The 20994-nt window shown below is 71.1% G+C and carries 24 protein-coding genes; 14 read left to right on the forward strand and 10 right to left on the reverse strand.

All coding sequences use genetic code 11. From position 1 onward, the window contains the following. The first annotated feature begins 178 nt into the window (after positions 1 to 178). Positions 179 to 424 carry a hypothetical protein gene (locus MRB58_RS08825; protein ID WP_244781348.1) on the forward strand — a complete coding sequence of 82 codons (246 nt, stop codon included), beginning with the start codon at positions 179 to 181 and terminating at the stop codon, positions 422 to 424. 29 nt (positions 425 to 453) lie between these two features. Here the strand turns inward: MRB58_RS08825 and MRB58_RS08830 are convergent, their stop codons facing one another. The 3 genes from MRB58_RS08830 to MRB58_RS08840 form a co-directional block, all read right to left on the reverse strand. Then, positions 454 to 2070, reverse strand: coding sequence for a TRAP transporter large permease subunit (locus MRB58_RS08830; protein WP_244781349.1), 1617 nt, complete (start codon positions 2068 to 2070; stop codon positions 454 to 456). 2 nt (positions 2071 to 2072) lie between these two features. After that, entirely contained in the window at positions 2073 to 2615 is a 543-nt protein-coding gene (locus MRB58_RS08835) for a TRAP transporter small permease subunit (protein WP_244781350.1), read from the reverse strand. 96 nt (positions 2616 to 2711) lie between these two features. Beyond that, positions 2712 to 3791 (reverse strand): TRAP transporter substrate-binding protein, encoded by a 1080-nt coding sequence (locus MRB58_RS08840; protein ID WP_244781351.1) that lies wholly within the window; start codon positions 3789 to 3791, stop codon positions 2712 to 2714. A gap of 158 nt (positions 3792 to 3949) precedes the next feature. On the opposite strand from MRB58_RS08840, the gene MRB58_RS08845 reads away from it, so the two are divergent. From MRB58_RS08845 to MRB58_RS08860, 4 genes are read left to right on the forward strand one after another with little or no spacing between them, the layout of a single operon-like run. Further along, positions 3950 to 4711, forward strand: coding sequence for a gamma-glutamyl-gamma-aminobutyrate hydrolase family protein (locus MRB58_RS08845; RefSeq protein WP_244781352.1), 762 nt, complete (start codon positions 3950 to 3952; stop codon positions 4709 to 4711). 2 nt (positions 4712 to 4713) lie between these two features. Further along, complete coding sequence (gene nthA, locus MRB58_RS08850; protein ID WP_244781353.1) at positions 4714 to 5346, forward strand: nitrile hydratase subunit alpha; 633 nt, start codon at positions 4714 to 4716, stop codon at positions 5344 to 5346. Beyond that, positions 5343 to 5957 (forward strand): nitrile hydratase subunit beta, encoded by a 615-nt coding sequence (gene nthB, locus MRB58_RS08855; protein WP_244781354.1) that lies wholly within the window; start codon positions 5343 to 5345, stop codon positions 5955 to 5957. Before nthA ends, nthB begins: the two co-directional genes overlap by 4 nt. Next, the gene (locus tag MRB58_RS08860) at positions 5954 to 6301 is read left to right on the forward strand and encodes a nitrile hydratase accessory protein (protein ID WP_244781355.1); all 348 of its coding nucleotides are present in this window, start codon (positions 5954 to 5956) and stop codon (positions 6299 to 6301) included. The genes nthB and MRB58_RS08860 overlap by 4 nt, the downstream gene beginning before the upstream one ends. Before the next feature lie 94 nt (positions 6302 to 6395). On the opposite strand, the gene rsmD is transcribed toward MRB58_RS08860, so the two are convergent. Next, a complete protein-coding gene (gene rsmD, locus MRB58_RS08865) occupies positions 6396 to 6953 on the reverse strand; it encodes a 16S rRNA (guanine(966)-N(2))-methyltransferase RsmD (protein ID WP_244781356.1) in 558 nt (185 codons plus the stop codon). Between the two features lie 278 nt (positions 6954 to 7231). Further along, a complete protein-coding gene (locus MRB58_RS08870) occupies positions 7232 to 9499 on the reverse strand; it encodes a pseudouridine synthase (protein ID WP_244781357.1) in 2268 nt (755 codons plus the stop codon). Positions 9500 to 9520: 21 nt separating this feature from the next. On the opposite strand from MRB58_RS08870, the gene MRB58_RS08875 reads away from it, so the two are divergent. After that, entirely contained in the window at positions 9521 to 9967 is a 447-nt protein-coding gene (locus MRB58_RS08875; RefSeq protein ID WP_244781936.1) for a nucleoside deaminase, read from the forward strand. A 52-nt stretch (positions 9968 to 10019) separates the two neighbouring features. Here MRB58_RS08875 and MRB58_RS08880 read toward each other — a convergent pair whose 3' ends face one another. The 4 genes from MRB58_RS08880 to lepA form a co-directional block, all read right to left on the reverse strand. Continuing rightward, positions 10020 to 10502 carry a DUF2934 domain-containing protein gene (locus MRB58_RS08880; protein ID WP_244781358.1) on the reverse strand — a complete coding sequence of 161 codons (483 nt, stop codon included), beginning with the start codon at positions 10500 to 10502 and terminating at the stop codon, positions 10020 to 10022. Positions 10503 to 11326: 824 nt separating this feature from the next. After that, positions 11327 to 11545 (reverse strand): DUF2283 domain-containing protein, encoded by a 219-nt coding sequence (locus tag MRB58_RS08885; protein ID WP_244781359.1) that lies wholly within the window; start codon positions 11543 to 11545, stop codon positions 11327 to 11329. Further along, positions 11542 to 11793, reverse strand: a complete 252-nt coding sequence (locus MRB58_RS24930) for a DUF4258 domain-containing protein (RefSeq protein ID WP_371747286.1) — start codon at positions 11791 to 11793, stop codon at positions 11542 to 11544. The genes MRB58_RS08885 and MRB58_RS24930 overlap by 4 nt, the downstream gene beginning before the upstream one ends. Continuing rightward, positions 11790 to 13649, reverse strand: a complete 1860-nt coding sequence (lepA, locus tag MRB58_RS08890) for a translation elongation factor 4 (RefSeq protein WP_244781360.1) — start codon at positions 13647 to 13649, stop codon at positions 11790 to 11792. Before lepA ends, MRB58_RS24930 begins: the two co-directional genes overlap by 4 nt. 296 nt (positions 13650 to 13945) lie before the next feature. On the opposite strand from lepA, the gene MRB58_RS08895 reads away from it, so the two are divergent. The 6 genes from MRB58_RS08895 (at position 13946) to MRB58_RS08920 (ending at position 19614) form a co-directional block, all read left to right on the forward strand. Beyond that, positions 13946 to 15196 (forward strand): PQQ-dependent sugar dehydrogenase, encoded by a 1251-nt coding sequence (locus MRB58_RS08895; RefSeq protein ID WP_244781361.1) that lies wholly within the window; start codon positions 13946 to 13948, stop codon positions 15194 to 15196. A 75-nt stretch (positions 15197 to 15271) separates the two neighbouring features. Next, a complete protein-coding gene (locus tag MRB58_RS08900; RefSeq protein WP_244781362.1) occupies positions 15272 to 15841 on the forward strand; it encodes a c-type cytochrome in 570 nt (189 codons plus the stop codon). Positions 15842 to 15932: 91 nt separating this feature from the next. Next, positions 15933 to 16973, forward strand: a complete 1041-nt coding sequence (locus MRB58_RS08905; RefSeq protein ID WP_244781363.1) for a cyclase family protein — start codon at positions 15933 to 15935, stop codon at positions 16971 to 16973. A gap of 4 nt (positions 16974 to 16977) precedes the next feature. Next, positions 16978 to 18309 (forward strand): acyclic terpene utilization AtuA family protein, encoded by a 1332-nt coding sequence (locus MRB58_RS08910; protein ID WP_244781364.1) that lies wholly within the window; start codon positions 16978 to 16980, stop codon positions 18307 to 18309. 16 nt (positions 18310 to 18325) lie between these two features. Next, complete coding sequence (locus MRB58_RS08915; RefSeq protein ID WP_244781365.1) at positions 18326 to 18631, forward strand: hypothetical protein; 306 nt, start codon at positions 18326 to 18328, stop codon at positions 18629 to 18631. Between the two features lie 119 nt (positions 18632 to 18750). Next, on the forward strand, positions 18751 to 19614 hold the full coding sequence (locus MRB58_RS08920) for a BA14K family protein (protein ID WP_244781366.1): 864 nt from the start codon (positions 18751 to 18753) through the stop codon (positions 19612 to 19614). Positions 19615 to 19692: 78 nt separating this feature from the next. Here MRB58_RS08920 and MRB58_RS08925 read toward each other — a convergent pair whose 3' ends face one another. Continuing rightward, positions 19693 to 19992 carry a YrhK family protein gene (locus MRB58_RS08925; RefSeq protein WP_244781367.1) on the reverse strand — a complete coding sequence of 100 codons (300 nt, stop codon included), beginning with the start codon at positions 19990 to 19992 and terminating at the stop codon, positions 19693 to 19695. Between the two features lie 171 nt (positions 19993 to 20163). Between MRB58_RS08925 and MRB58_RS08930 the strand changes: the two genes are divergently transcribed. Then, positions 20164 to 20652 (forward strand): YtoQ family protein, encoded by a 489-nt coding sequence (locus MRB58_RS08930; protein ID WP_244781368.1) that lies wholly within the window; start codon positions 20164 to 20166, stop codon positions 20650 to 20652. 111 nt (positions 20653 to 20763) lie between these two features. Further along, positions 20764 to 20970 (forward strand): hypothetical protein, encoded by a 207-nt coding sequence (locus tag MRB58_RS08935; RefSeq protein ID WP_244782093.1) that lies wholly within the window; start codon positions 20764 to 20766, stop codon positions 20968 to 20970. The last annotated feature ends 24 nt before the right edge of the window (positions 20971 to 20994 follow it).

Genomic DNA, 20994 nt, shown 5'->3' on the forward strand with positions numbered 1-20994 from the left:
ATTGCATCGGGCCTCATTGTCGCGCACCTTAATCGACACCGGCTCAGCAAAACGGGCCGGCACCGGCCAGCAACAGCAGGGATTCCGAAGGTTTCGTCCGGCCGGGCCTGCCGCCAGCGTGCGTTCGCGGCCGCACGACCCGAAACGGCCCTGCCGAACCGAAGAGGGGACGGAACGAATGCCTGACATCATCTCGCCCCAACGCGGCGACTTCTGGAACGCACCGGCCCGCAGCCGCCCGCCAGCGCGCATCGTCGTCGACGCGGACTTCGAGCCTGTCCCCCGTGCCACCGTGCCGAGCGTGCGGCCCGAAGTGGTCGCGGTTCCGCTCGCGGCGGAGGTCGTCCGCCCCGCCCCGCCCACGCGGCCGAGCAAGACGCCCCGCGCGGTGCTGAAGCTCGTCGAGGACGGCATCATCGTCTGAGGGCCGCCGGAGTCTACCGGCGGCAGCTATCAGTTCCCGTAGAACACCGTCGGCAGCCACGTCGCCATCGACGGGATGTACCAGAGCGCGACCAGCATGCCGATCTGGATGATCACGAACGGGATGATGCCGCGGTAGATCGCGGTGGTGCGAACCTCCGGCGGCGCGACGCCCCGCAGGTAGAAGAGCGCGAAGCCGAAGGGCGGCGTCAGGAACGACGTCTGCAGGTTCACCGCCATCATGATGCCGAGCCAGACCGGGCTCATCGTCGACCCGTCGGGCATCTCCAGCATCAGGAGCACCGGCGCCACCAGCGGCACCACGACGAAGACGATCTCCAGGAAGTCGAGGAAGAAGCCGAGCACGAACATGATCAGCATCACCGCGATCATCGCCCCCAGCGCGCCGCCCGGCATGCCCGACAGCGCCTCCTCGACCATGTCGTCCCCGCCCAGACCGCGGAACACGAGGCTGAAGAGCGCGGCGCCGATCAGGATGACGAACACCATCGAGGTGATCTCGCCGGTGGAGCGCACGATCGACGTCAGCACGCCCGAGCGTGCCACCCGCGCCAGCGACACCAGGATGCCGATCGAGACGATCGCCACCAGCACCGCGGCGACGTAGATGCCGATCTGGTCCGCCTCGGAGATCACCGAGCGCGACACGCGCAGGTCCATCGTCCCGACCATCACCAGGAGCACGAACAGCGCCAGCGCCGCGGCGTAGATGAAGAACGGCCTGTCCTCCTCGAGGCGGTAGCCGGCCAGCAGCAAGGCGCCGATGCCGCCCACCGCGGCCGCCTCCGTCGGCGTCGCGACGCCGGCGAGGATGGAGCCCAGCACCGCGACGATCAGCACGATCGGCGGCACCAGGGCGTGGAAGACGCGCTTCAGCGTGATCGGGTTCTCCGGATCGCGCGGCACCGGCGGGGCCGACTTGGGCGACACGAAGGCGATGAAGATCATGTAGAGGATGTACAGCAGCACCAGGATGATGCCCGGCAGCAGCGCCCCCGCGAAGAGGTCGCCCACCGAGACCGGCGGCCCCGGCACGAACGAGAAGTCGTTGTTGGCCCACGCCTGCTCCTGCAGGACGCGCTGGCTCTCCTGGTAGGCGTTGGAGATCTGGTCGCCCAGGATGACGAGCACGATCGACGGCGGAATGATCTGCCCCAGCGTGCCCGAGGCGGCGATCGTGCCGGAGGCGAGCGCCGGCGAATAGCCGTAGCGCAGCATGGTCGGCAGCGACAGGAGGCCCATGGTGACCACCGTGGCGCCGACGATGCCGGTCGACGCCGCCAGGAGCGCGCCGACGATGCAGACCGCGATGCCCACGCCGCCGCGCATCGGGCCGAAGAGCTGGCCCATCGTCTCGAGCAGCTCCTCCGCCACGCGGCTCCGCTCCAACGTGACGCCCATGAAGACGAACAGCGGCACCGCGATCAGCACCTCGTTCGTCATCGTGCCGTAGATGCGCTGCGGCAGCGCGTTGACGAAGGCGAAGTCGAAGACGCCGTTGGCGACGCCCAGGAAGGCGAAGATGAGGCCCGTGCCGGCGAGGGTGAAGGCGACCGGGAAGCCCGTCAGAAGCAGGACGATCGCCACGCCGAACATGGCGATGTCGAGATAGTTGCCGAAATCCATGATTAAGCGCCCTTGATCGGCTCGACGGTCGGCGCGGGGCGCGTCACCGCGCGGCCCGACAGCACCAGCGCGGAGCGGATGATGATCGTCACGCCCTGGGCCGTCAGCAGCATGCCCATCACCGGGATCGCCGTCTTGAGCAGGAACACCGCCGGGATGCCCGACGCCTCCTGCGAGCTTTCCAGCACCCGCCACGACCCGGCGACATAGTTCCAGCTCGACGTCACGATGATGAGGGAGACCGGGATCAGGAGGCAGAGGGAGCCCAGCATGTCGACCAGCGCGCGGTAGCGCAGCGAGGCGTCGCGGTAGAAGATGTCGACCCGCACGTGGCCGTCTTCGGACAGGGTGTAGGCGGCCGCCAGCGTGAACAGGAAGCCGTGCATGTAGATGATGGATTCCTGTGCCCACAGGTCGCCGATGCCGAAGACGTACCGCGCCAGGACCACGCCGAACTGGACGAGGACCATCAGCAGCACCAGCCAACAGACGACCTTGCCGATCGCTCTGTTGGTGTTGTCGATCGCAGTCGCGAGGAGTTCCATCCCGATCACCTGCCCAAAGAGTTGCGGCGCAGGGCTGGGGCCGCTGCGCCGCATGGTTTCGTCATGCCGCGGGCCGATCGCCGCGGCGAAGTCGCATCAGCCGCCCGTCCGCTGGCGCGCGTTGGTGTAGGCCTGGATCGAGATCTCGGTCCAGGCGCCGTAGTCGGCGCGCGCCTTGCGGTAGCTGTCGAGGATCTTCTTGGAGAGCGCGTCGTAGTCGCCCACCTTCTCGATCACCTCGTCGCAGGCGCCGGCGAAGGCGTCGAACACCTCTTCCGGGAACTCCTTCAGCTGCACGCCGTGCTGGTTGACCAGCGTGTTGAGCGCCTGGCCGTTCTTGGCCACGAACTCGGCGTACATGTAGCTGTCCTCGGCGAGGCAGGCGTTCTCTACGGCGGCCTTGTCGGTGTCCGACAGCTCGTTGAAGGCATCGAGGTTCACGCCGCAGGCGATGGTCGGCGCCGGCTCGTGGAAGCCCGGATAGTAGTAGTTCTTGGCGATGCGATAGAAGCCGAAGGCCAGATCGTTCCACGGACCGACCCACTCGGTGCCGTCGATCGCGCCGGTCTGCAGCGCCTGGAAGATCTCACCGCCCGGCAGCGCGATGACGTTGACGCCGAGCTGGCGTAGCGCCTCGCCGCCGAGGCCCGGCATACGGAACTTGAGGCCCTGCAGGTCGTCGACCGAGTTGATCTCGTTGCGGAACCAGCCGCCCATCTGGACGCCGGTGTTGCCACAGGGGAAGGGCTTCACGTTGAACTGGTTGGACAGCTCGTTCCACAGCTCCATGCCGCCGCCGTGCATCAGCCAGGCGTTCTGCTCGGAGTAGATGAGGCCCATCGGCACGCAGGCGAAGAACGGGAAGGCCGGGTGCTTGCCCTGAAAGTAGTAGTCCGGCGCGTGGTACAGCTCGGCGGTGCCGTTGGAGACGGCGTCGAACGCCTCGAACGCCGGCACCAGCTCGCCCGCGGCGAAGAGCTTCACGGTCACACGGCCGTCGGTCAGCTTGGTGATGCGGTCGGCGGCGCGCTGCGCGCCGGTCCCGAGGCCCGGGAAGTTCTTGGGCCAGGTGGTCACCATCTTCCACTCTTTACGGCCCTGCGAAATGGCAGGGGCGGCGAGAGTCGTACCGGCGGCGACGGCGCCGGTGCCCATCAAAAACGAACGACGATCCATCGAATCCTCCCTCTAAACGCGCTACCGTTGAAGTCTGGTGCGGATTTTGAGCGCGACGTGTAGTCTGACTCCGCGGCGCGAGACAAGACCCCATTCCACCCGCCGAGTTGCTAAGTTACCGGTTTGGCCCGCGTTTCGCCGTTCCTAGGAGATCTTCCATGGCCCCGCCTCTGGTCGTCGTAACCTCCGATGCCATCACGCATAACGACGCTTCGTGGTCCGGCGGACCGACGACCTACCTCGCCGCGCTCGACGTCGCGGGGTGTCTCCCGGTCCAACTCCCGGTGCTCGACCAACCGCTTGACCCCGCCCCGCTTCTCGACGTCGCGGCCGGCGTTCTCGTCACCGGTTCGCGCTCCAACGTGCACCCGCCGCTTTATGGCGGCGTGGCGACGGAGGCGGCCGGACCTTACGACCAGGCGCGCGATCGCACGACCCTGCCGCTGATCCGCGAGACACTGCGTCGCGGATTGCCGCTGCTGTGCATCTGCCGCGGCGTGCAGGAGCTGAACGTCGCGCTCGGCGGCACGCTGCACGCCGAACTGCACGAGATCCCCGGCCGGGACGACCACCGCTCGCCGCCGCAGCCGGACCTCGACGCCCGCTTCGCGCTCCGCCACGACGTCAGCCTGACGCCGAACGGCTGCCTCGCCGCGGTGCTGGGGGCCGGCCCGGTGCGGGTCAACTCGGTGCACCGCCAAGGCATCGACCGACTGGGCGACGGTCTCACGGTCGAGGCCCTCGCCGCCGACGGCACGATCGAGGCCGTCAGCGTGGACCATGCGAGGGCGTTCGCGCTCGGCGTCCAGTGGCACCCCGAACATTGGGTGCGCAGCGACGGACCCTCGCGCGCCATCTTCGACGCGTTCGCCGCCGCCTGCCGTACCGCCCAGACCGCCCGCACCAAGGAAGCCGCCTGATCATGGCCGCGCACGACGACCACCATCACCACGACCATGACCACGACGACCACAGCCACCTCTCCGAGATGGAGGTGCGGGTGCGGGCGCTACAGTCTCTCCTCGAGGCGAAGGGCTTCGTCGACCCGGCGGCCATCGACGAGATCGTCACCCTCTACGAGCACGAGGTGGGGCCGCAGAACGGCGCCAAGGTGGTGGCCCGCGCCTGGACCGACCCCGCTTTCGCCGACCGGCTCTTCGCCGACGCCACGGCGGCAGTCGCGGAGCTGGGCTTCTCCGGCCGGCAGGGGGAACACCTCGTCGCCGTCGCCAACACGCCACAGGTGCACAACATGGTCGTGTGCACGCTGTGCTCCTGCTACCCGTGGACGGTGCTGGGCGTCCCGCCGGTCTGGTACAAGTCCGCCGCCTACCGTGCCAAGGCGGTGGCCGACCCGCGCGGCGTGCTGAGCGACTTCGGCGTCACCCTCCCGCAGGCGACGAAGATCCGGGTGTGGGACTCCACGGCCGAGATGCGCTACCTCGTCGTGCCGCTGCGCCCGGCCGGGACCGAGGCGCTCGACGAGGCGGCACTCGCCGCGCTCGTGACCCGCGACTCGATGATCGGCACCGGGCTCGCCGGGGGCGCCGCGTGAACGGGCCGGCGGACCTCGGCGGCAAGCACGGCTTCGGCCCGGTGATCCCGGAGAAGAACGAGCCGAAATTCCACGCCCAGTGGGAGCGCGAGGTGATGGGGCTGGTGCTGGCGATGGGCGCCTCGGGCCTGTGGCCGCTCGACCGCGCGCGCTACATGCGCGAGACGTTGCCCCACGTCACCTACTACAGCTCCACCTACTACCAGATCTGGTTCGCGGCGCTGGAGCGGCTGATCGCCGAGGCCGACCTCGACACCGCGCCCCCGCGCGTCCTGCGGCGCGAGGACGTGCGCCCGGCGATGGCCCGCGGCAGCCCCTACGACCGCCCCGGCCCCGCCCCGGCCTTCTCGGTGGGCGACAGGGTGCGCGTCCACCCGATGCGCCCGGCGACACACACCCGCGCCCCGGCCTATGTGCGCGGCCGCGTCGGCACCATCGAGAGTGTCCGCGGCAGCCACGTCTTCCCCGACAGCAACGCCCACGGCGAAGGCGAGAACCCGGTGCCGCTCTACACCGTCCTCTTCACCGCCGAGGCGCTGTGGGGACCGGACACCACCGCCGACGAGGTGTGCGCCGACCTCTTCGAGCCGTACCTGGAGCGGGTGCAATGAGCGCCGAAGCCGCCGCGGCGCCGACCCTCGGCGAGCTCGCCCGGGACGACGGCCCCGCCTTCGCCGCGCCGTGGGAGGCGACCGCCTTCGCCCTGCGGGCCCACCTCCTCGACCGCGGCCTCGTCGACCCCGCGCGCTTCGCCGAGCTCTATGGCGAGGAACTTCGCCGCGGCCACGCCCAGCCGGAGGACGGCACCGCCGACTATGTGGCCTTCGTGCGCGCCCTGGAGCGGGCGATCGCCGCCGTCGCGCCCGAGGCCGACCTCGTCGCCGAGCAGCAACGCTGGCGCGACGCCGCCGCCTCGACCCCGCACGGAACGCCCATCGCCCTCCCCGACCGCTGACCCCGCCGCCCGACCCGGCACACAATGCCCCCGCCGAGCCCCGGCGGGGACAACTTCGCCCGCATCGGCGTGCCGGCGGGCACCGGGCGGGACGTCAGCTCGGGGTGCGGGTGAAGAAGGCGACGGCGCTCTCGCCGGCTTCACGGACGAAGGGCGGGTCGAAACCGTCCAGCGTCGCGGGCATGGCGTCAGCCCGCTCCTCGAGCACGACGAGCGCATCGGGGGCCAGCCATTGCGCGGCCAGCGCCGCCAGGACGGCCGCCTCGCCGAGACCGCGACCGTAAGGCGGATCGGCGAAGACGACGTCGAACGGGGGGACGGGGCACGGGCCGGGCTTGGTCGCGTCACGGCGCCAGACGCGGGTCAGGCCGAGCGAGCCGACCGCCTCGACGTTGCGGCGGATGGCGGCGCGGGCCTCGGCGCCGGTCTCGACGAAGAGGGCGAAGGTGGCGCCGCGGGAGAGCGCCTCGATGCCCAGCGCGCCGCTGCCGGCGAAGAGGTCGAGCACGCGGGCCCCGTCCAGCGGGTCGCCGAAGCGGTGGGCGAGGATGTTGAAGATGGTCTCGCGCAGCCGGTCGGTGGTCGGCCTGGTGGCATCGCCCTTGGGGGCGGTCAGCGCGGTGCCGCGATGACGTCCACCTACGACGCGCATGGCCGGCCTTCCTGCGGCGCCGGGCCTCCTGCGGTGCGGGGGGCGACGATGCGAAGGTCGATGGTGCAGGGGGCGATAGCGCGGCGGGGGTCGACGATGGAGGACGCGCGGCGTGCGGCGCTGCGCCGGGCCGGGCCGCACCATGGGCCGGGCCACGGGCCGGACCGATGCGGCGCCGCCTCACCGGACGCCGCGGCGAGGCGTGCGGCCCGGACGCGGTGGTGGCGGCCCGCCGGAGCGGGCCAGTCGCGACGGTCGGTGGCGCTCATGTGGCCGGCCTACCGTGGCGGCTTGGACCGCGACCCGGCGGGCCGATAGGACGAGCCGCCGGGACGTGCCCCGCCCGGCTTCGGTCCGGATCTCGGACCCGACCTGGGGCCCGGCTTCGGACCGGACTTCGGACCGGGCTTCGGACCCGACCTCGCACCGGGCCCGGCGTCGAACTTCGGACCGGACCGAGGAGGACCGGAACGCGGGCCACGCGGCCCGCCGGCGTCCGCCGAGCGGCCTTCCGGCCGGCGATCGCCACGGGGGGCGAAGCTCTTCGGCTTGCTGCGGAACTCGCCGCGCCCCTCGCCACCGCCGTCGGAACGCGCGCCGGGACCGCCGCGGGGGCGGGCGTCGCGCTGCGGACCGCCGGCGCCGGGTTTGCGGAAGGCGCCGTCACGCGGGCCACGGCCGCCGGGCGCACCGCCGGAGCGCCCACGCGGACCCTCGGCCGAGGCACGGCCACGGGGGCCATCACTCCGGCCGCGGCTGTCGTCTCCGCCCGGGCGCCGGCCGCCATCGCGATGGAATCCGCCGGGGCGGTCGTCGTTGTCGCGGCGCCGGGGGCGCTCGGAATCGAAGCGCGCGGGGCGGTCGCCCTGGCGCTCGCCACGGTCCGACCCGCCACGCGGAGCCCCGTCGTGGCGTGGCGTCCATCCGCCACGGTCGCGCCCGGCGCTGTCGCCGTCCCGGCCTCCGCGCGGACCGCCGAAGCGGGCGCCGCGGTCGGGCCTGTCCCCACGGTTGGGGCGGTCGCCGCCGTCACGGCCTTCGGGACGGGAGTAGCGGTTGCCGCCTTGCGGGCGGTCGCCGCGATCCGGACGGTCGCCACGCGGGTTGCGGTCGCCGCCGTCGCGGCCTTCGGGACGGGCGTAGCGGTTGCCGCCTTGCGGGCGGTCGCCGCGATCCGGACGGTCGCCACGCGGGTTGCGGTCGCCGCCGTCGCGGCCTTCGGGACGGGCGTAGCGGTTGCCGCCTTGCGGGCGGTCGCCACGGTCCGGACGGTCGCCGCGCGAGTTGCGGTCGCCGCCGTCGCGGCCTTCGGGACGGGCGTAGCGGTTGCCGCCTTGCGGACGGTCGCCGCGGTCCGGGCGGTCGCTGCGCGAGTTGCGGTCGCCGCCGTCGCGACTGTCGAAGCGGCCCGGTCGGTCGCCCCTTTGCTGGCGGTCACCGCCGCCACGGCCGTCGGAACGGTTCCGGTCGCGGCCGGTGTCGGCGTCGTCGGTCTCCCGGCTCTGGCGGTAGTCGGAGTAGGCGCGGGTCCCGCTTTCGTCGAGGACGCGCGCCTCGCGGGGGGGACGATCGTCGCCGAAGCGGCTCTTCCCGGCGGGGGCGCGGCGGCCGTCACGCGCACCGGCGCCACGCGCGGGCGCCTCGTCGCGACCCGGGCGGCGGTCGCCACCCTCGCGGCGCGCGCCACCGTCCTGGCGAGCCTTGGGGCCGGGGCGGGCGGGCTTGGTCTTGATCACCGCGGCGGCCACCGGAGCGTCGAAGTCCGCTTCGGCGTCGGCCGCGAGGCGCGGGCCGAGCTGATCCTTCAACCGGCGGGTCGGGATCTCCATCACCTCCCCGCGCGCCAGCTCGCCGAGCTGGAACGGCCCGTACGAGACCCGAATGAGGCGCGACACCTGCAGGCCGAGCGAGCCCAGCACGATCTTCACTTCGCGGTTCTTGCCTTCCGACAGCGCCACGGTGAGCCATGCGTTGTCGCCGGTTTCACGGTCGATGGTCACGTGGATCGGGCCGTAGAGGATGCCGTCGACCGCGGTTCCCTCGGAGAGCTGGGCGAGCTTCTCCTTGTCGAGGTCGCCGTGGACGCGGGCCCGGTATTTGCGGGTCCAGCCGGTGGCGGGAAGCTCGAGCACGCGGGCGAGACCGCCGTCGTTGGTGAGGAGGAGCAGGCCCTCGGTGTTGATGTCGAGCCGGCCGACGGTGACGACGCGGGGGAGCGTCTGCGGCAGCGCGTCGAACACGGTGGTGCGGCCGTCCGGGTCACGGTTGGTGGTGACGAGGCCGCGGGGCTTGTGGAACATGAAACAGCGGGTGCGCAGGCGCTGCGGGATCAGCTCGCCGTCGACACGGATCTCGTCCTCGGGGGTGACGGTGACGGCGGGGGTATCGAGCGTGGTGCCGTTTACGGAGACGCGTCCCTCGGCGATCATGGCCTCGGCATCGCGGCGCGAGGCGACCCCGGCGCGAGCCATCACCTTGGCGACACGGTCGCCTTTGGGCATACCGGCGTCGGGATCGCTGGCCTCTGGGGGGGACGTGTCGGACATCGTCGAACCTTCGTGACGTTCATGGAGCATGCGCTCGCCGAAGCCCGGATGGCGGCGGCGCGCGGCGAGGTGCCGGTGGGGGCGGTGGTGGTCAAGGACGGTGCGGTCCTGTCCTCGGCCGGCAATCGCACCCTTGCCGACCTCGACCCCACCGCACATGCCGAAATCGTCGCACTCAGAGCGGCCGCGCGGATCCTCGGATCCGAGCGACTCCCTGGGTGCGATCTTTACGTGACATTGGAGCCCTGCGCCATGTGTGCCGCAGCGATCAGTTTCGCAAGGATCCGAAGACTGTATTTTGGCGCGCTCGATCCGAAAGGCGGAGCGGTGGAGAGCGGGCCTTGCCTCTACACCCAACCGACCGTGCACCACAAGCCCGAAGTGTACGGCGGATTCGCGGCGACGGAGGCGGGGGCGCTGCTGGCGGCGTTCTTCCGGGCGCGGCGGGGGGCGGCGGGCGGCGCCTGAGGGGAGGGGCGGGCCGGGCCGTGGCGGCCGGGCCCTCGAGGTCGGGCGGCGGTCAGAGCGCGGGGGCACCCTCGGGAGCGGGCTCGGCACCGCGGCGGCGGGACGCGGCGCGCTTGCCGGCGCGTCCGGCGCGTGCGGCGGCGGATTTGTGCGCGGATTTAGGCGCGGCCTCGGGCCTCGTTGCCTCGGGCGCGGCGGGATTGGCCGCGGCGGACTTGGGTGCGGCGGACTTGGGCGAGCCTGACTTGGGCGAGCCTGACTTGGGCTTGGTGCGGCGAGGCGGCTCGGCGCGGCGGGGGGGCTCGGCGGGCGCCGGCTCGGGCCTCGCGGCGGCGGCTTCGGCAAGCGGGGCGGCGGGGCGCGGCCGGGTCGCCCTGGCGACGGCGGCCTCGCCGAGGGTCATGAGGCGCTCGGCGCGCAGCTCGCTCTCGGCGCGGAGCCAGTGGTCGGCGTCGCGACCGGCGGGGCGGCCGGTCTCCTCCCAGATCGCGTAGGCGCGCTGGGCGATGCGCGCGGTGTCGATACCATCGATCATTGCGTCGTTCCCTGACATGTGGTCGCCCGGCCCGGGCGGCTCGTCACGGCGCCACCTCGGGCTCCTGGGCACGGACCAATGGTGACGGAAATTGGCAAACAAATGTTTACCATCGCCGTGCCGCGCGGGTGCCGGGGCGGCGCGGATGGCTCCTGCGGCCGGGCCGGGCGGGCGGCGCCGAGACGCGGGCGGGCGTGAGGCGGCAGGCGTGCGGCGGGCGGGCGTGAGGCGGCGATTGGGCGTGCGGGTGCGATCCCTCGGAAGGGTTGGGGAGGGGCCGGGCGCGCGGAGAACGGCGCAATGGAGTTTTGGAGAGCCGCTCGCCGCGCGCCCGCCGTTCGGCTGCTGGTCCGGCGGGGGCTTTCGGCCCTGCGGCGGCGGTGTGCCGCGCGCGCTCGGCGACACGTCGCCCGTCCTCGGCGGAGCGGTGCCCGGGGATCGAACCCTGCACTTACACGCGAGGTAGGGGGCTCGGCGCCGTCCGACCCGTCGTCCCGCCGGAAGGATCCGGGCTCGTTACGCCCTCGCCCCTCCGGCGACCGAAGCACCCGATCCCTGTCGGCCGGTCCGGACAGGCCTCCCCGGTGTCGAGTGCGGGGGGATGGTACGGTGCGGCGGTGGGGGCGGGGATAAGGTTTAGGCGGCCTCGAGCTCGAGGCGCACGTCGAGCACGATGTCGTCGTTGATGATTGTGCGGGAATTAAAGAAATCAACGCTCCCACGATCGCCTTCGCGGAGAGTATCTCTATTAAAACCTGTTACTTTCATTTTCCGCACGAAATTGGCCGAATGGATCGATTGCTCAAATTGACCTGCGCGGCCACTCAGACGTTGAGCGCCGCCTCATAAATTGCAACGCCAGCGAGAGTATCCGCTCCCAGCTTCCCCCGCGCCCCCAGCACTTCGATCCCCACGATCCGGTCGGTATCGTCGTAGTCGAAGACCACGCCCGGGCGGACCTCTTCGCTCTCCAGCACGCGGGCGCTGGACAGGGTGATGTAGGCGGCATCGGCCTCGGGGTCGTAGGTGATCGTCGGCTTCATAAGCGCCTCCTGGCATTACGGTCGAAGAATACCGTAATTATCTCTACCACGTCAGCCTGCGGCCGGCAGACGACTCTCAGAACGCGGTTGCCGTGGGCCGCGATCCGCGCATAACGGCGTTCGAGCGTGGCGTCTTCCGGGTCCGGCTCGACGTATATGGGGCGTTCGACGGCGGATTCGATCCAGTCGAGCTGAATACCGCGGCGCGCGAGCTCGTCGCGGGCATGTTTGGTGAAGCTATACCTCAGCTATCCACCTTCAACGCCGCAATAAACGCCTCCTGCGGGATCTCGACCTTGCCGAATTGGCGCATCTTCTTCTTGCCCGCCTTTTGCTTTTCGAGGAGCTTGCGTTTGCGGGTGGCGTCGCCGCCGTAGCACTTGGCGGTCACGTCCTTGCGTAGGGCGCGGATGGTCTCGCGGGCGATGATGCGGCCGCCGATCGCGGCCTGGATCGGGATGACGAACATGTGCTGCGGGATCAGCTCTTTCAGCTTTTCGCACATGGCGCGGCCGCGGCGCTCCGCCTGGCTGCGGTGCACCAGCATCGCCAGCGCGTCGACCGGCTCGGCGTTGACGAGGATGTTCATCCGCACGAGGTCGCCCTCGCGGTACGCGTCGAGCTGATAGTCGAACGAGGCGTAGCCCTTCGAGACGCTCTTCAGACGGTCGTAGAAGTCGAACACCACCTCGTTGAGCGGCAGCTCGTACGTCGCCATCGCGCGGCTGCCGACGTAGCTGAGCTCCTTCTGGATGCCGCGGCGCTCCTGGCAGAGCTTGAGGATGCCGCCGAGATACTCGTCCGGCGTCAGGATGGTCGCCTTGATCCACGGCTCGGCGATGGCGTCGATCTCGGTCGGGTCGGGCATGTCGACCGGGTTGTGCAGCTCCTTCATCTCGCCGGTGGAGAGGTGGAGCTGGTAGACCACCGACGGCGCGGTGGCGATGAGGTCGAGGTTGAACTCGCGCTCCAGCCGCTCCTGGATGATTTCCAGGTGCAACAGGCCCAGGAAGCCGCAGCGGAAGCCGAAACCGAGCGCGGCGGAGGTCTCCATCTCGTAGGAGAAGCTGGCGTCGTTGAGGCGCAGCTTGCCCATGGCGGCGCGCAGGCCCTCGAAGTCGTTGGCGTCGACCGGGAAGAGGCCGCAGAAGACTACCGGGATGGCGGGGCGGAAGCCGGGCAGCGGCTCGGCGGCGGGGCGCTTGTCCTCGGTGATGGTGTCGCCGACGCGGGTGTCGGCCACCTCCTTGATGCCGGCGATGAGGAAGCCGATCTCGCCCGGCCCCAGCTCGTCCACCTCGAGGAGCTTGGGGGTGAAGACGCCCACCTTGTCGACCCCGTACTTGGCGCCGGTGCGCATCATGCGGATGGTCTGACCCTTCTTGAGGTGCCCATCGATCATGCGCACGAGGGTGACGACGCCGAGATACTGGTCGAACCAGGAATCGATCAGCATCGCCTTGAGGGGGGCGCCGGGGTTGCCCTTGGGGGCGGGCAGGCGCTTGACGATCGCCTCCAGCACCTCGGGGATGCCGAGGCCGGTCTTGGCGGAGATCGGGATCGCCTCGGACGCGTCGATGCCGATGACCTCCTCGATCTGCTCGCGGATGCGCTCCGGCTCGGCGGCGGGGAGGTCGACCTTGTTGAGGACGGGGACGATCTCGTGGTCGTTGTCGATCGCCTGGTAGACGTTGGCGAGGGTCTGCGCCTCGACGCCCTGGGACGCGTCGACCACCAGGAGGGAGCCTTCGCAGGCGGCGAGCGAGCGGTTGACCTCGTAGGCGAAGTCGACGTGGCCGGGCGTGTCGATCAGGTTGAGCTTGTACTCCTTGCCGTCGGACGCCTTGTAGATGAGGCGGACGGTCTGCGCCTTGATGGTGATGCCGCGCTCGCGCTCGATGTCCATCGAGTCGAGCATCTGCTCTTTCATCTCGCGCTGGGTGACGGAGCCGGTGGCCTGGATCAGGCGGTCGGCCAGCGTCGACTTGCCATGGTCGATGTGCGCGACGATGGAGAAGTTGCGCACATTGGCGATGGTCTCGGACGCACCGGCTGATGCGGCGCTCGCGGGGGCATTGGTGTCGACGGGGGCGATGTCATCCATGGGGCCTATTTAGCAGCGCGCCACGCCCCCGAAAAGCGACGCTTCGCCTCCAGGTGGCATGCATGGGGCGCGGGTGCGGGGCGGCGGCGGGCGGCTTCCATAGCCGAGAGTCTAATTCTCGCACCACAGGCTGCAGGTTGCGCGTTTATTTCGTCAAGATTGTATGATGAGCTGGCGAAGCCATGGCCGAAACCGGCCCGGCGTCTCATGTCCTGGCGTGCGCCGGAGTCACCAACAGCCCGCCGATCCGGCCGGGCGCCAATCAACGAGGCCGTGGCACACAGGAGGAAACTGTGATGCCTATGATGACCGATGTCGGCCGTACCGCCCTGATGGCGGGTGCGGCGCTCTTCATGCTGTCGGCCGCGCCCGCTTTGGCGCAGCAGGACCCGCCGGCCCCCGCCGCGATCGACAATCCGCCCCCTGCCGACGGCCCCCTCGCCGGCCGGCCGGAGACGCCGGGCGCCCAGCGCCTCGCCCCCCTCTCCTCCCCGCCCTTCGCCACCGAGGAGGCGGACCTGCCGCTCGCCAAGATCGTCGTGCCGGACGGGTTCGAGGTCGAGGTCTATGCCGCGGGGATCAAGGACGCCCGCACCGTTCGCGTCGGCGAGAACGCGGTGTTCGTGTCCAACTGGCAGGGCAACAAGATCTGGGTGATCACCGAGGAGAACGGTGAGCGCACCGCCGAGGTGCTCTACGACGGGCTCGACTGGCCCAACGGAATCGCGCTGCACGACGGCACGCTCTACGTCGCCGAGCACAAGACCATCTCCAAGGTCGACGCCATCGAGAGCCACCTCAAGGATCCGCCGCCGCTGGAGACGATCTACGACGACCTCGGCGACCCGCGGCCGCACGGCTGGCGCTTCCTCGACGTCGGCCCCGACGACAAGCTGTATGTTTCCAACAGCGCCCCCTGCAACATCTGCATGTTGGACGAGGGCTTCGGCGAGATCCGCAAGATCAACCTCGACGGGTCGGGCGCGGAGCCGGTTCTGCGGGGCATGCGCAACACCGTCGGCTTCGACTTCCATCCCGGCAACGGGCATCTCTATTTCACCGACAACAACCGCGACTGGCTGTCGGAGGACCTGCCCAACGGCGAGCTGAACCGGATGACCGAGCCGGGCAAGCAGCACTTCGGCTTCCCCTTCTGCCACCAGGGCGACCTCGCCGACCCGGAATTCGGCTGGGGCTATGATTGTGCCGACTTCGAGCCGCCGGTCGCCAAGCTGGGCCCGCACGTCGCCCCGCTGGGGATGCGCTTCTATACCGGCTCGTCGTTCCCGCAGAAGTACCAGGGCGCGATCTTCGTCGCCCGCCACGGCCCGTGGAACCGCACCAAGAAGATCGGTGCCGACATCCTCGCCGTCTTCCTCGACGAGAACGGCGACGTCACCGGGATGGAGCCCTTCCTCTCCGGCCTGATCGAGAACAACGAGTATATCGGCCGCCCGGTCGACGTCGAGCAGATGGCGGACGGCTCGCTGCTCGTCACCGACGACTGGAACGGCGCGGTCTACCGCGTGTCCTACACCGGCGACTGAGCGGCCGGGCGGGGGCGGTCCGCCGCCCCCGCCTGCGCCGACGGCCGGCCTCCCCTCTCGAACGACGGACCGACGATGCGGACCTTGACGACGATCGCGCTGGCGCTGGGGCTCGCGAGCCCCGCGGCGGCGGACCTGAAATTTTTCCCCGAACGCCAGGAGACCTGCGTCGCCTGCCACGGCGAGAACGGCGTCTCCGAGATCCCGGAGGTCCCCTCGCTGGCGGGGCAGCCGGACTATTATGCCCTCCTCCAGCTGGTGGAGTTCCGCGAAGGCAACCGCGATTCGCCCGAGATGGCGGCCACCGTGGACGGCATGACCAACGACGACCTGAAGGCCGCGGCCGCCTTCGTCGGCAGCCTGCCGCCGGCGCCCGCCCCCGGCCCCGGCGACCCGGCGCAAATGAAGGCCGGCTCCGCCCTCTCCGCCCAGCACGGCTGCGCCCGCTGCCACGGCGCCGAATACCGCGGCGGACAGCAGATCCCGGCCCTGCGGAACCAGCGGGCGGACTACATCGTCAAGGCGTTGCAGGACTACCGGGCCGAGCGGCGCATCGGCGAGCGGGCCGCCATGGTCGAGGTCGCCGCCGAGCTGAGCGACGCCGAGATGGCCGACCTCGCGCATTATTTCGCGCATCAGCCCTGAGCCGGCGCCGGCGGACGGGGCCGCTGGCCTTGCGGCGATATGGTGCTAGACGTCCTCGAGGCCGGGGCACACGGCAGGGAAGGAAACGCATATGGACAATCCGCGCTGGACGCAGCGGCCGGACGGAGCGAACTGGGGCGACTTCAGCCCCGACGACCAGCTCGGGCGGCTCAACCTCATCACCGCCGAGAAGGTGCGCCAGGGGGTCGCCGAGGTGCAGGAGGGGCTGACCTTCTCGCTCTCGCTGCCGCTCGACTATCCCGGCGGCAACGGGCTCAATCCGCGCCGGCACCCGCCCGTTCTGCGCCCGACGATGCGCGACGGCCTGCCGATGTTCAACGCCGCCGACGTCGGCACCACCGACGTGGTGTGCGACGACCTCGTCATCATGCACCTGCAATATTCGACGCAGTGGGACGCGCTGTGCCACGTCGGCTCGCAGTTCGACGCCGATGGCGACGGGGTGGCCGAGCGCGTCTACTACAACGGCTTTCGCGCCGACGAGCATATCGTCGGACCGGACGACGCGGCCGACGGCGGGATCACCGACGGGATGCGCCGCGAGAGCACCTCGGGTGCCGGCAAGCTGGGCATCGAGGGGATGGCCGCGCACGGGGTGCAGGGCCGCGCCGTGATGATCGACCTGCGTGCCCACTTCGGCGACGCGCGCCGCCTGGTCGACTACGACGACATGATGCGGGTGATCGAGGCCGACGGCGTCGTCGTCGAGACCGGGGACATGGTGTGCCTGCACACCGGGTTCGCGCAGCGGGTGCTGGAGATGAAGCGCCAGCCGGACCCGGACCTGCTGCACGGCATGTGCTGCGCGCTGAACGGACGCGACACGCGGCTGCTGCAGTGGATCACCGACAGCGGGCTCGCGGTGCTTATCGCCGACAACTACGCCGTCGAGGGGCTGCCGGCCGAGGAGGGCGTGCTGCCGTGCGCGCGCATGCCGCTGCACGAGCACTGCCTGTTCAAAAACGGCATCCACCTCGGCGAGCTGTGGCACCTGACGCCGCTGGCCGAATGGCTGCGCGCGCGGGGCCGGTCGCGCTTCCTGCTGACGGCGCCCCCGCTGCGGCTGCCGGGCGCCGTGGGAAGCCCTGCCAATCCGATCGCGACGGTCTGACCGCGTGGCGCGGACGGTGCGGATCGGCGCGGGGGCCGGTTTCTCGGGCGACCGGATCGAGCCGGCGGTCGAGCTGGCGGAAAAGGGCGCGCTCGACTTCCTGGTGTTCGAGTGCCTGGCCGAGCGGACCATCGCCCTCGCCCAGGGCGTGCGCCGCGCCGACCCGGAGGCGGGGTTCGACCCACTCCTCGAGGCGCGCATGCGGGCGGTGCTGCCGGCGTGCGCGGCGAACGGGGTGCGGATCGTCACCAACATGGGGGCGGCCAACCCGGTCGCCGCCGCCTCGCGGGTGCGGGCGATCGCGCGCGAGCTGGGGCTGAACCCGGTGGTCGCGGCCGTCACCGGCGACGACGTCCTGGAGGGGCTGGCCGCGGCCGACCCGGTGCTGGAGGAGACCGGGGCGCGGCTCTCGTCGCTGGGCGATGCGGTGATCTCGGCCAACGCCTACCTGGGGGCGGGGCCGATCGCGGCGGCCCTGGACGACGGGGCGGAGATCGTCGTCACCGGGCGGGCGGCGGACCCGGCCTTGTTCCTGGGCCCGCTGGTGCACGCCTTCGGCTGGGCGATGGACGACTGGACGCGGCTGGGACGCGGCACGCTGGCGGGGCACCTGCTGGAGTGCGCCGGGCAGGTCACCGGCGGCTACTTCGCCGATCCGGGGGTGAAGGACGTCGCGGATCTGGCGCGGCTGGGCTTCCCGATCGGCGAGGTGGACGCGGACGGGGGACTGACGCTCACCAAGGTGGCCGGCTCCGGCGGGCGCATCGACCGGGCGACGGTGATCGAGCAGCTGCTCTACGAGGTGCACGACCCGGCGACCTACCTGCAGCCGGACGTGGCGGCGGACTTCTCCGCCGTGACGGTGCGTGAGGTGGGGCCGGACCGGGTGCGCGTGGAGGGTGCGGACGGGCGCGCGCGGACGGGATCGTACAAGGTGTCGGTCGGGTACCTCGACGGGTTCATCGGCGAGGGGCAGATCTCTTATGCCGGCGGCGGGGCGCTGGCGCGGGGGCGGCTGGCGCTCGAGATCGTCGAGGCGCGGCTGGCGCTGACCGGGGTGCCGGTGCGCGAGCTGCGGGCGGAGCTGATCGGCGTCGACAGCGTGTTCGAGGGGGCGGCGGCGCGGGGCGAGCCGGGCGAGGTGCGACTGCGCGTCGCGGCGCGAACGGCGGACCGGGCGGCGGCGGCGGCGATCGGGCAAGAAGTGGAGTCGTTGTATCTTTGCGGGCCGGCGGGGGGCGGCGGCGCCACCAAGAGCGTGCGCGAGGTGCTGGCGATCGCCTCGACCTACGTGGCCGAAGGGGACGTCGTGCCGCGCGTGACGGTGGTCAATTGATGCGGGAGGTGAGGTGATGCGGCTTCGCGAGGTGGCGCACGCGCGCGCGGGAGACAAGGGGAACACCTCCAACATCTCGCTGATCGCCTACGATCCGGGGGACTTCGCGCGGCTGGAGCGGGAGGTGACGGCGGCGCGGGTGAAGGCGCATTTCGGCGCGCTGGCGACCGGCGAGGTGGTGCGTTACGCGCTGCCGCAGCTGGGGGCGCTGAACTTCGTGCTGCGCGGCGCGCTGCGCGGCGGGGTGACGCGCTCGCTGGCGCAGGACGCGCACGGCAAATGCCTGTCCGGCGTGCTCCTGGACATGGAGATCGAAGGCTGAGGTCATTCAGTCCCGGTTCAGCGCCAAATTGTAAATATGCCTCATCGGGAGGGCGTTGAATGCGCGGAATGCGACGCGCACCGTCGTCGATCGCACGAGACACGAGGGAGAGGCTTACCATGCGAGTGATCCTGGCAGCGGCCGCGGCGGCGGTCTTGTGCCTGGCACAGCCGTTCGAGGTGCGCGCCGCCGGCCCGATGGGCCTCCCTTCGGGCGGGCTGGAGAGCGCACTCGGCGCCGGGCCGGACGGCATTGTGGCGGTGCAGAACCGTGGCGGGCAGGCCCGCGGCGGCGGTGGGCGCTCGGCCTATCGCGGCGGCGGCGGGCGGGCACCGCGCGCCGGCGCCTCGCCCCGGCGCCTTCCGCGCGGCGGCACCGCGCGCCGTGCGCCGTCACGCAACGCGATCCGGGGCGGCGTGCCGCGTTCGGCGCGGATGGGGACGAGCCCGGCAGCGCGGCAGACGGTGCGCGGTCAGGCCCCCGGCCCGTACAACCGGCCGGGCGGCTACGAGCGGTGGCGCCGTGACATGCGCGACGCCGGCCGGCGGCCCTCCGGCGGGCGCCCCAGCGGCGGCCGCCCGCACGCCGGCAGACCGCCCCACAACGGCCACCGCCGGCCCGACGCCCGCCGTCACGCCGGCCACCACGGCTCGCGCTACTACCGCCGTGGCCGCTGGTACAATGGCGACCCGCGGTGGCGTGGCGACCGGCGCTACCACAACGGCTATTATTGGCGCCCGGCCTACGACGGCTGGTACTACTGGGCCAACAGCGCCTGGATCTGGGCCCCGGCGATCGGCGTGATCGCGGCGACGATCCCGACCTGGTCCAACACCACCACCGTCGTCGTGACGCAGTCGTTCGAGCCGTGGACCGACGAGTGGTTCGCTTGGTGCGACGCCCGCTACCGCAGCTTCGACCCCAACACGGGCACGTTCCTGGGCTACGACGGCCGCCGCCACTTCTGCGTCTACCGCGGCTGATCTTCGAGCCCTTCTCGCTCCGACATGAGACGAAAAGGCCCCTCCGGGGGCCCTTTTTTTCGTCGGCCGCGGGGACGGTCAGTCGCCGGCGGCCTTGCGGGCGAGGGACTGCACGTCGCCCCGTCCGAGGTGGCGCAGCTCGCGGGCGAGGCGGATCGACGGTTTGGCCGCGAAGAGGAGCGAGCCCACCACGAAGCACCACACGCCCGCCGTCTTCGTGGCATCCCGGAAGAAGAGCACCGAGCCGACGAGGAAGGCCGCCGCGGCCCCGAAATCGACCAGCGTGTAGGCCAGCTCGTAGGCCGCATAGATGCGCCTCTCGCGCGGCGACAGGTCGGAGTGCGGCTCGAACATCTCGCGTTCATCGTGCTGTGCCATGCGTCCCTCGCTCTGCGACTGCGACAATGGACGAGGTGCGGCAGCGGCGGCGCACGGCAACCCCCGGCGCCGCGGGCGAGGCCACCGTCGCGTCGGCAGGGCGGCGTGGGTCGCAAATCGGCGCGGATCCCCTATGATCCGTGCCTAGCAAGGAACGCGACAGGACCGAACATGGACGTCGAACTCACCGTCTACCTCTCAGGCGAGATCCACACCGACTGGCGGGATCAGATCGCCATCGCCTGCGAGGAGATGGACCTCCCCGTCAACCTCACCGGGCCGGTGACGGATCACGACGCATCGGACGATTGCGGCGTGACCATCCTCGGGCCGGAGGAGAACCCGTTCTGGAAGGACCACAAGGGCGCCAAGCTGAACGCGATGCGCACGCGCACGCTGATCGGTGAGGCCGATCTCGTGGTGATCCGCTTCGGCGACAAGTACAAGCAGTGGAACGCCGCGTTCGACGCCGGCTACGCCGCCGCCCTCGGCACGCCCTACATCGTGATGCACGCCAAGGAGCACACCCATCCGCTGAAGGAGGTGGACGCCCAGGCACTGGCCGTGTGCGAGACGCCCGAGCAGGTGAGCGCGATCCTGCGCTATGTCACCCGCGGCGAACTGGAGCGGCCGAGCCCCAACCTGTCGCTGGTGCGGTAGGCGGCACCGCTCCCCTCCCGCGCTGCCCGTCGCGCCCCGCACTCGCCGGCCGCTCGCTCAGCTCGGACGGCTTGCGTAGGCCGGGGGGCGGCGATGCGCTACGCTTGCGGCATGACCCGAATCATCTCCGTCATCATCGCGCTGGCGATCATCGCCCACCTGATCCGCCCGCTGGGGCTTCCGGGCCTGCGGCGGCGGGCGGACGCCTGGAAGCTCGTCGTCGTCGCGTTCGTGCTGTTCGCGGCGGTGATCGTGCTGCGGCCGGAGCCCTCGGTCGAGCCGATGGCGGCGCTCGCGAGCCTGGAGCGGCGGGCCTAGCGCCCTTCTCCCTCGGTTCGGGTC

The sequence above is a fragment of the Acuticoccus sp. I52.16.1 genome (assembly GCF_022865125.1).
Taxonomy (GTDB): Bacteria; Pseudomonadota; Alphaproteobacteria; order Rhizobiales; family Amorphaceae; genus Acuticoccus.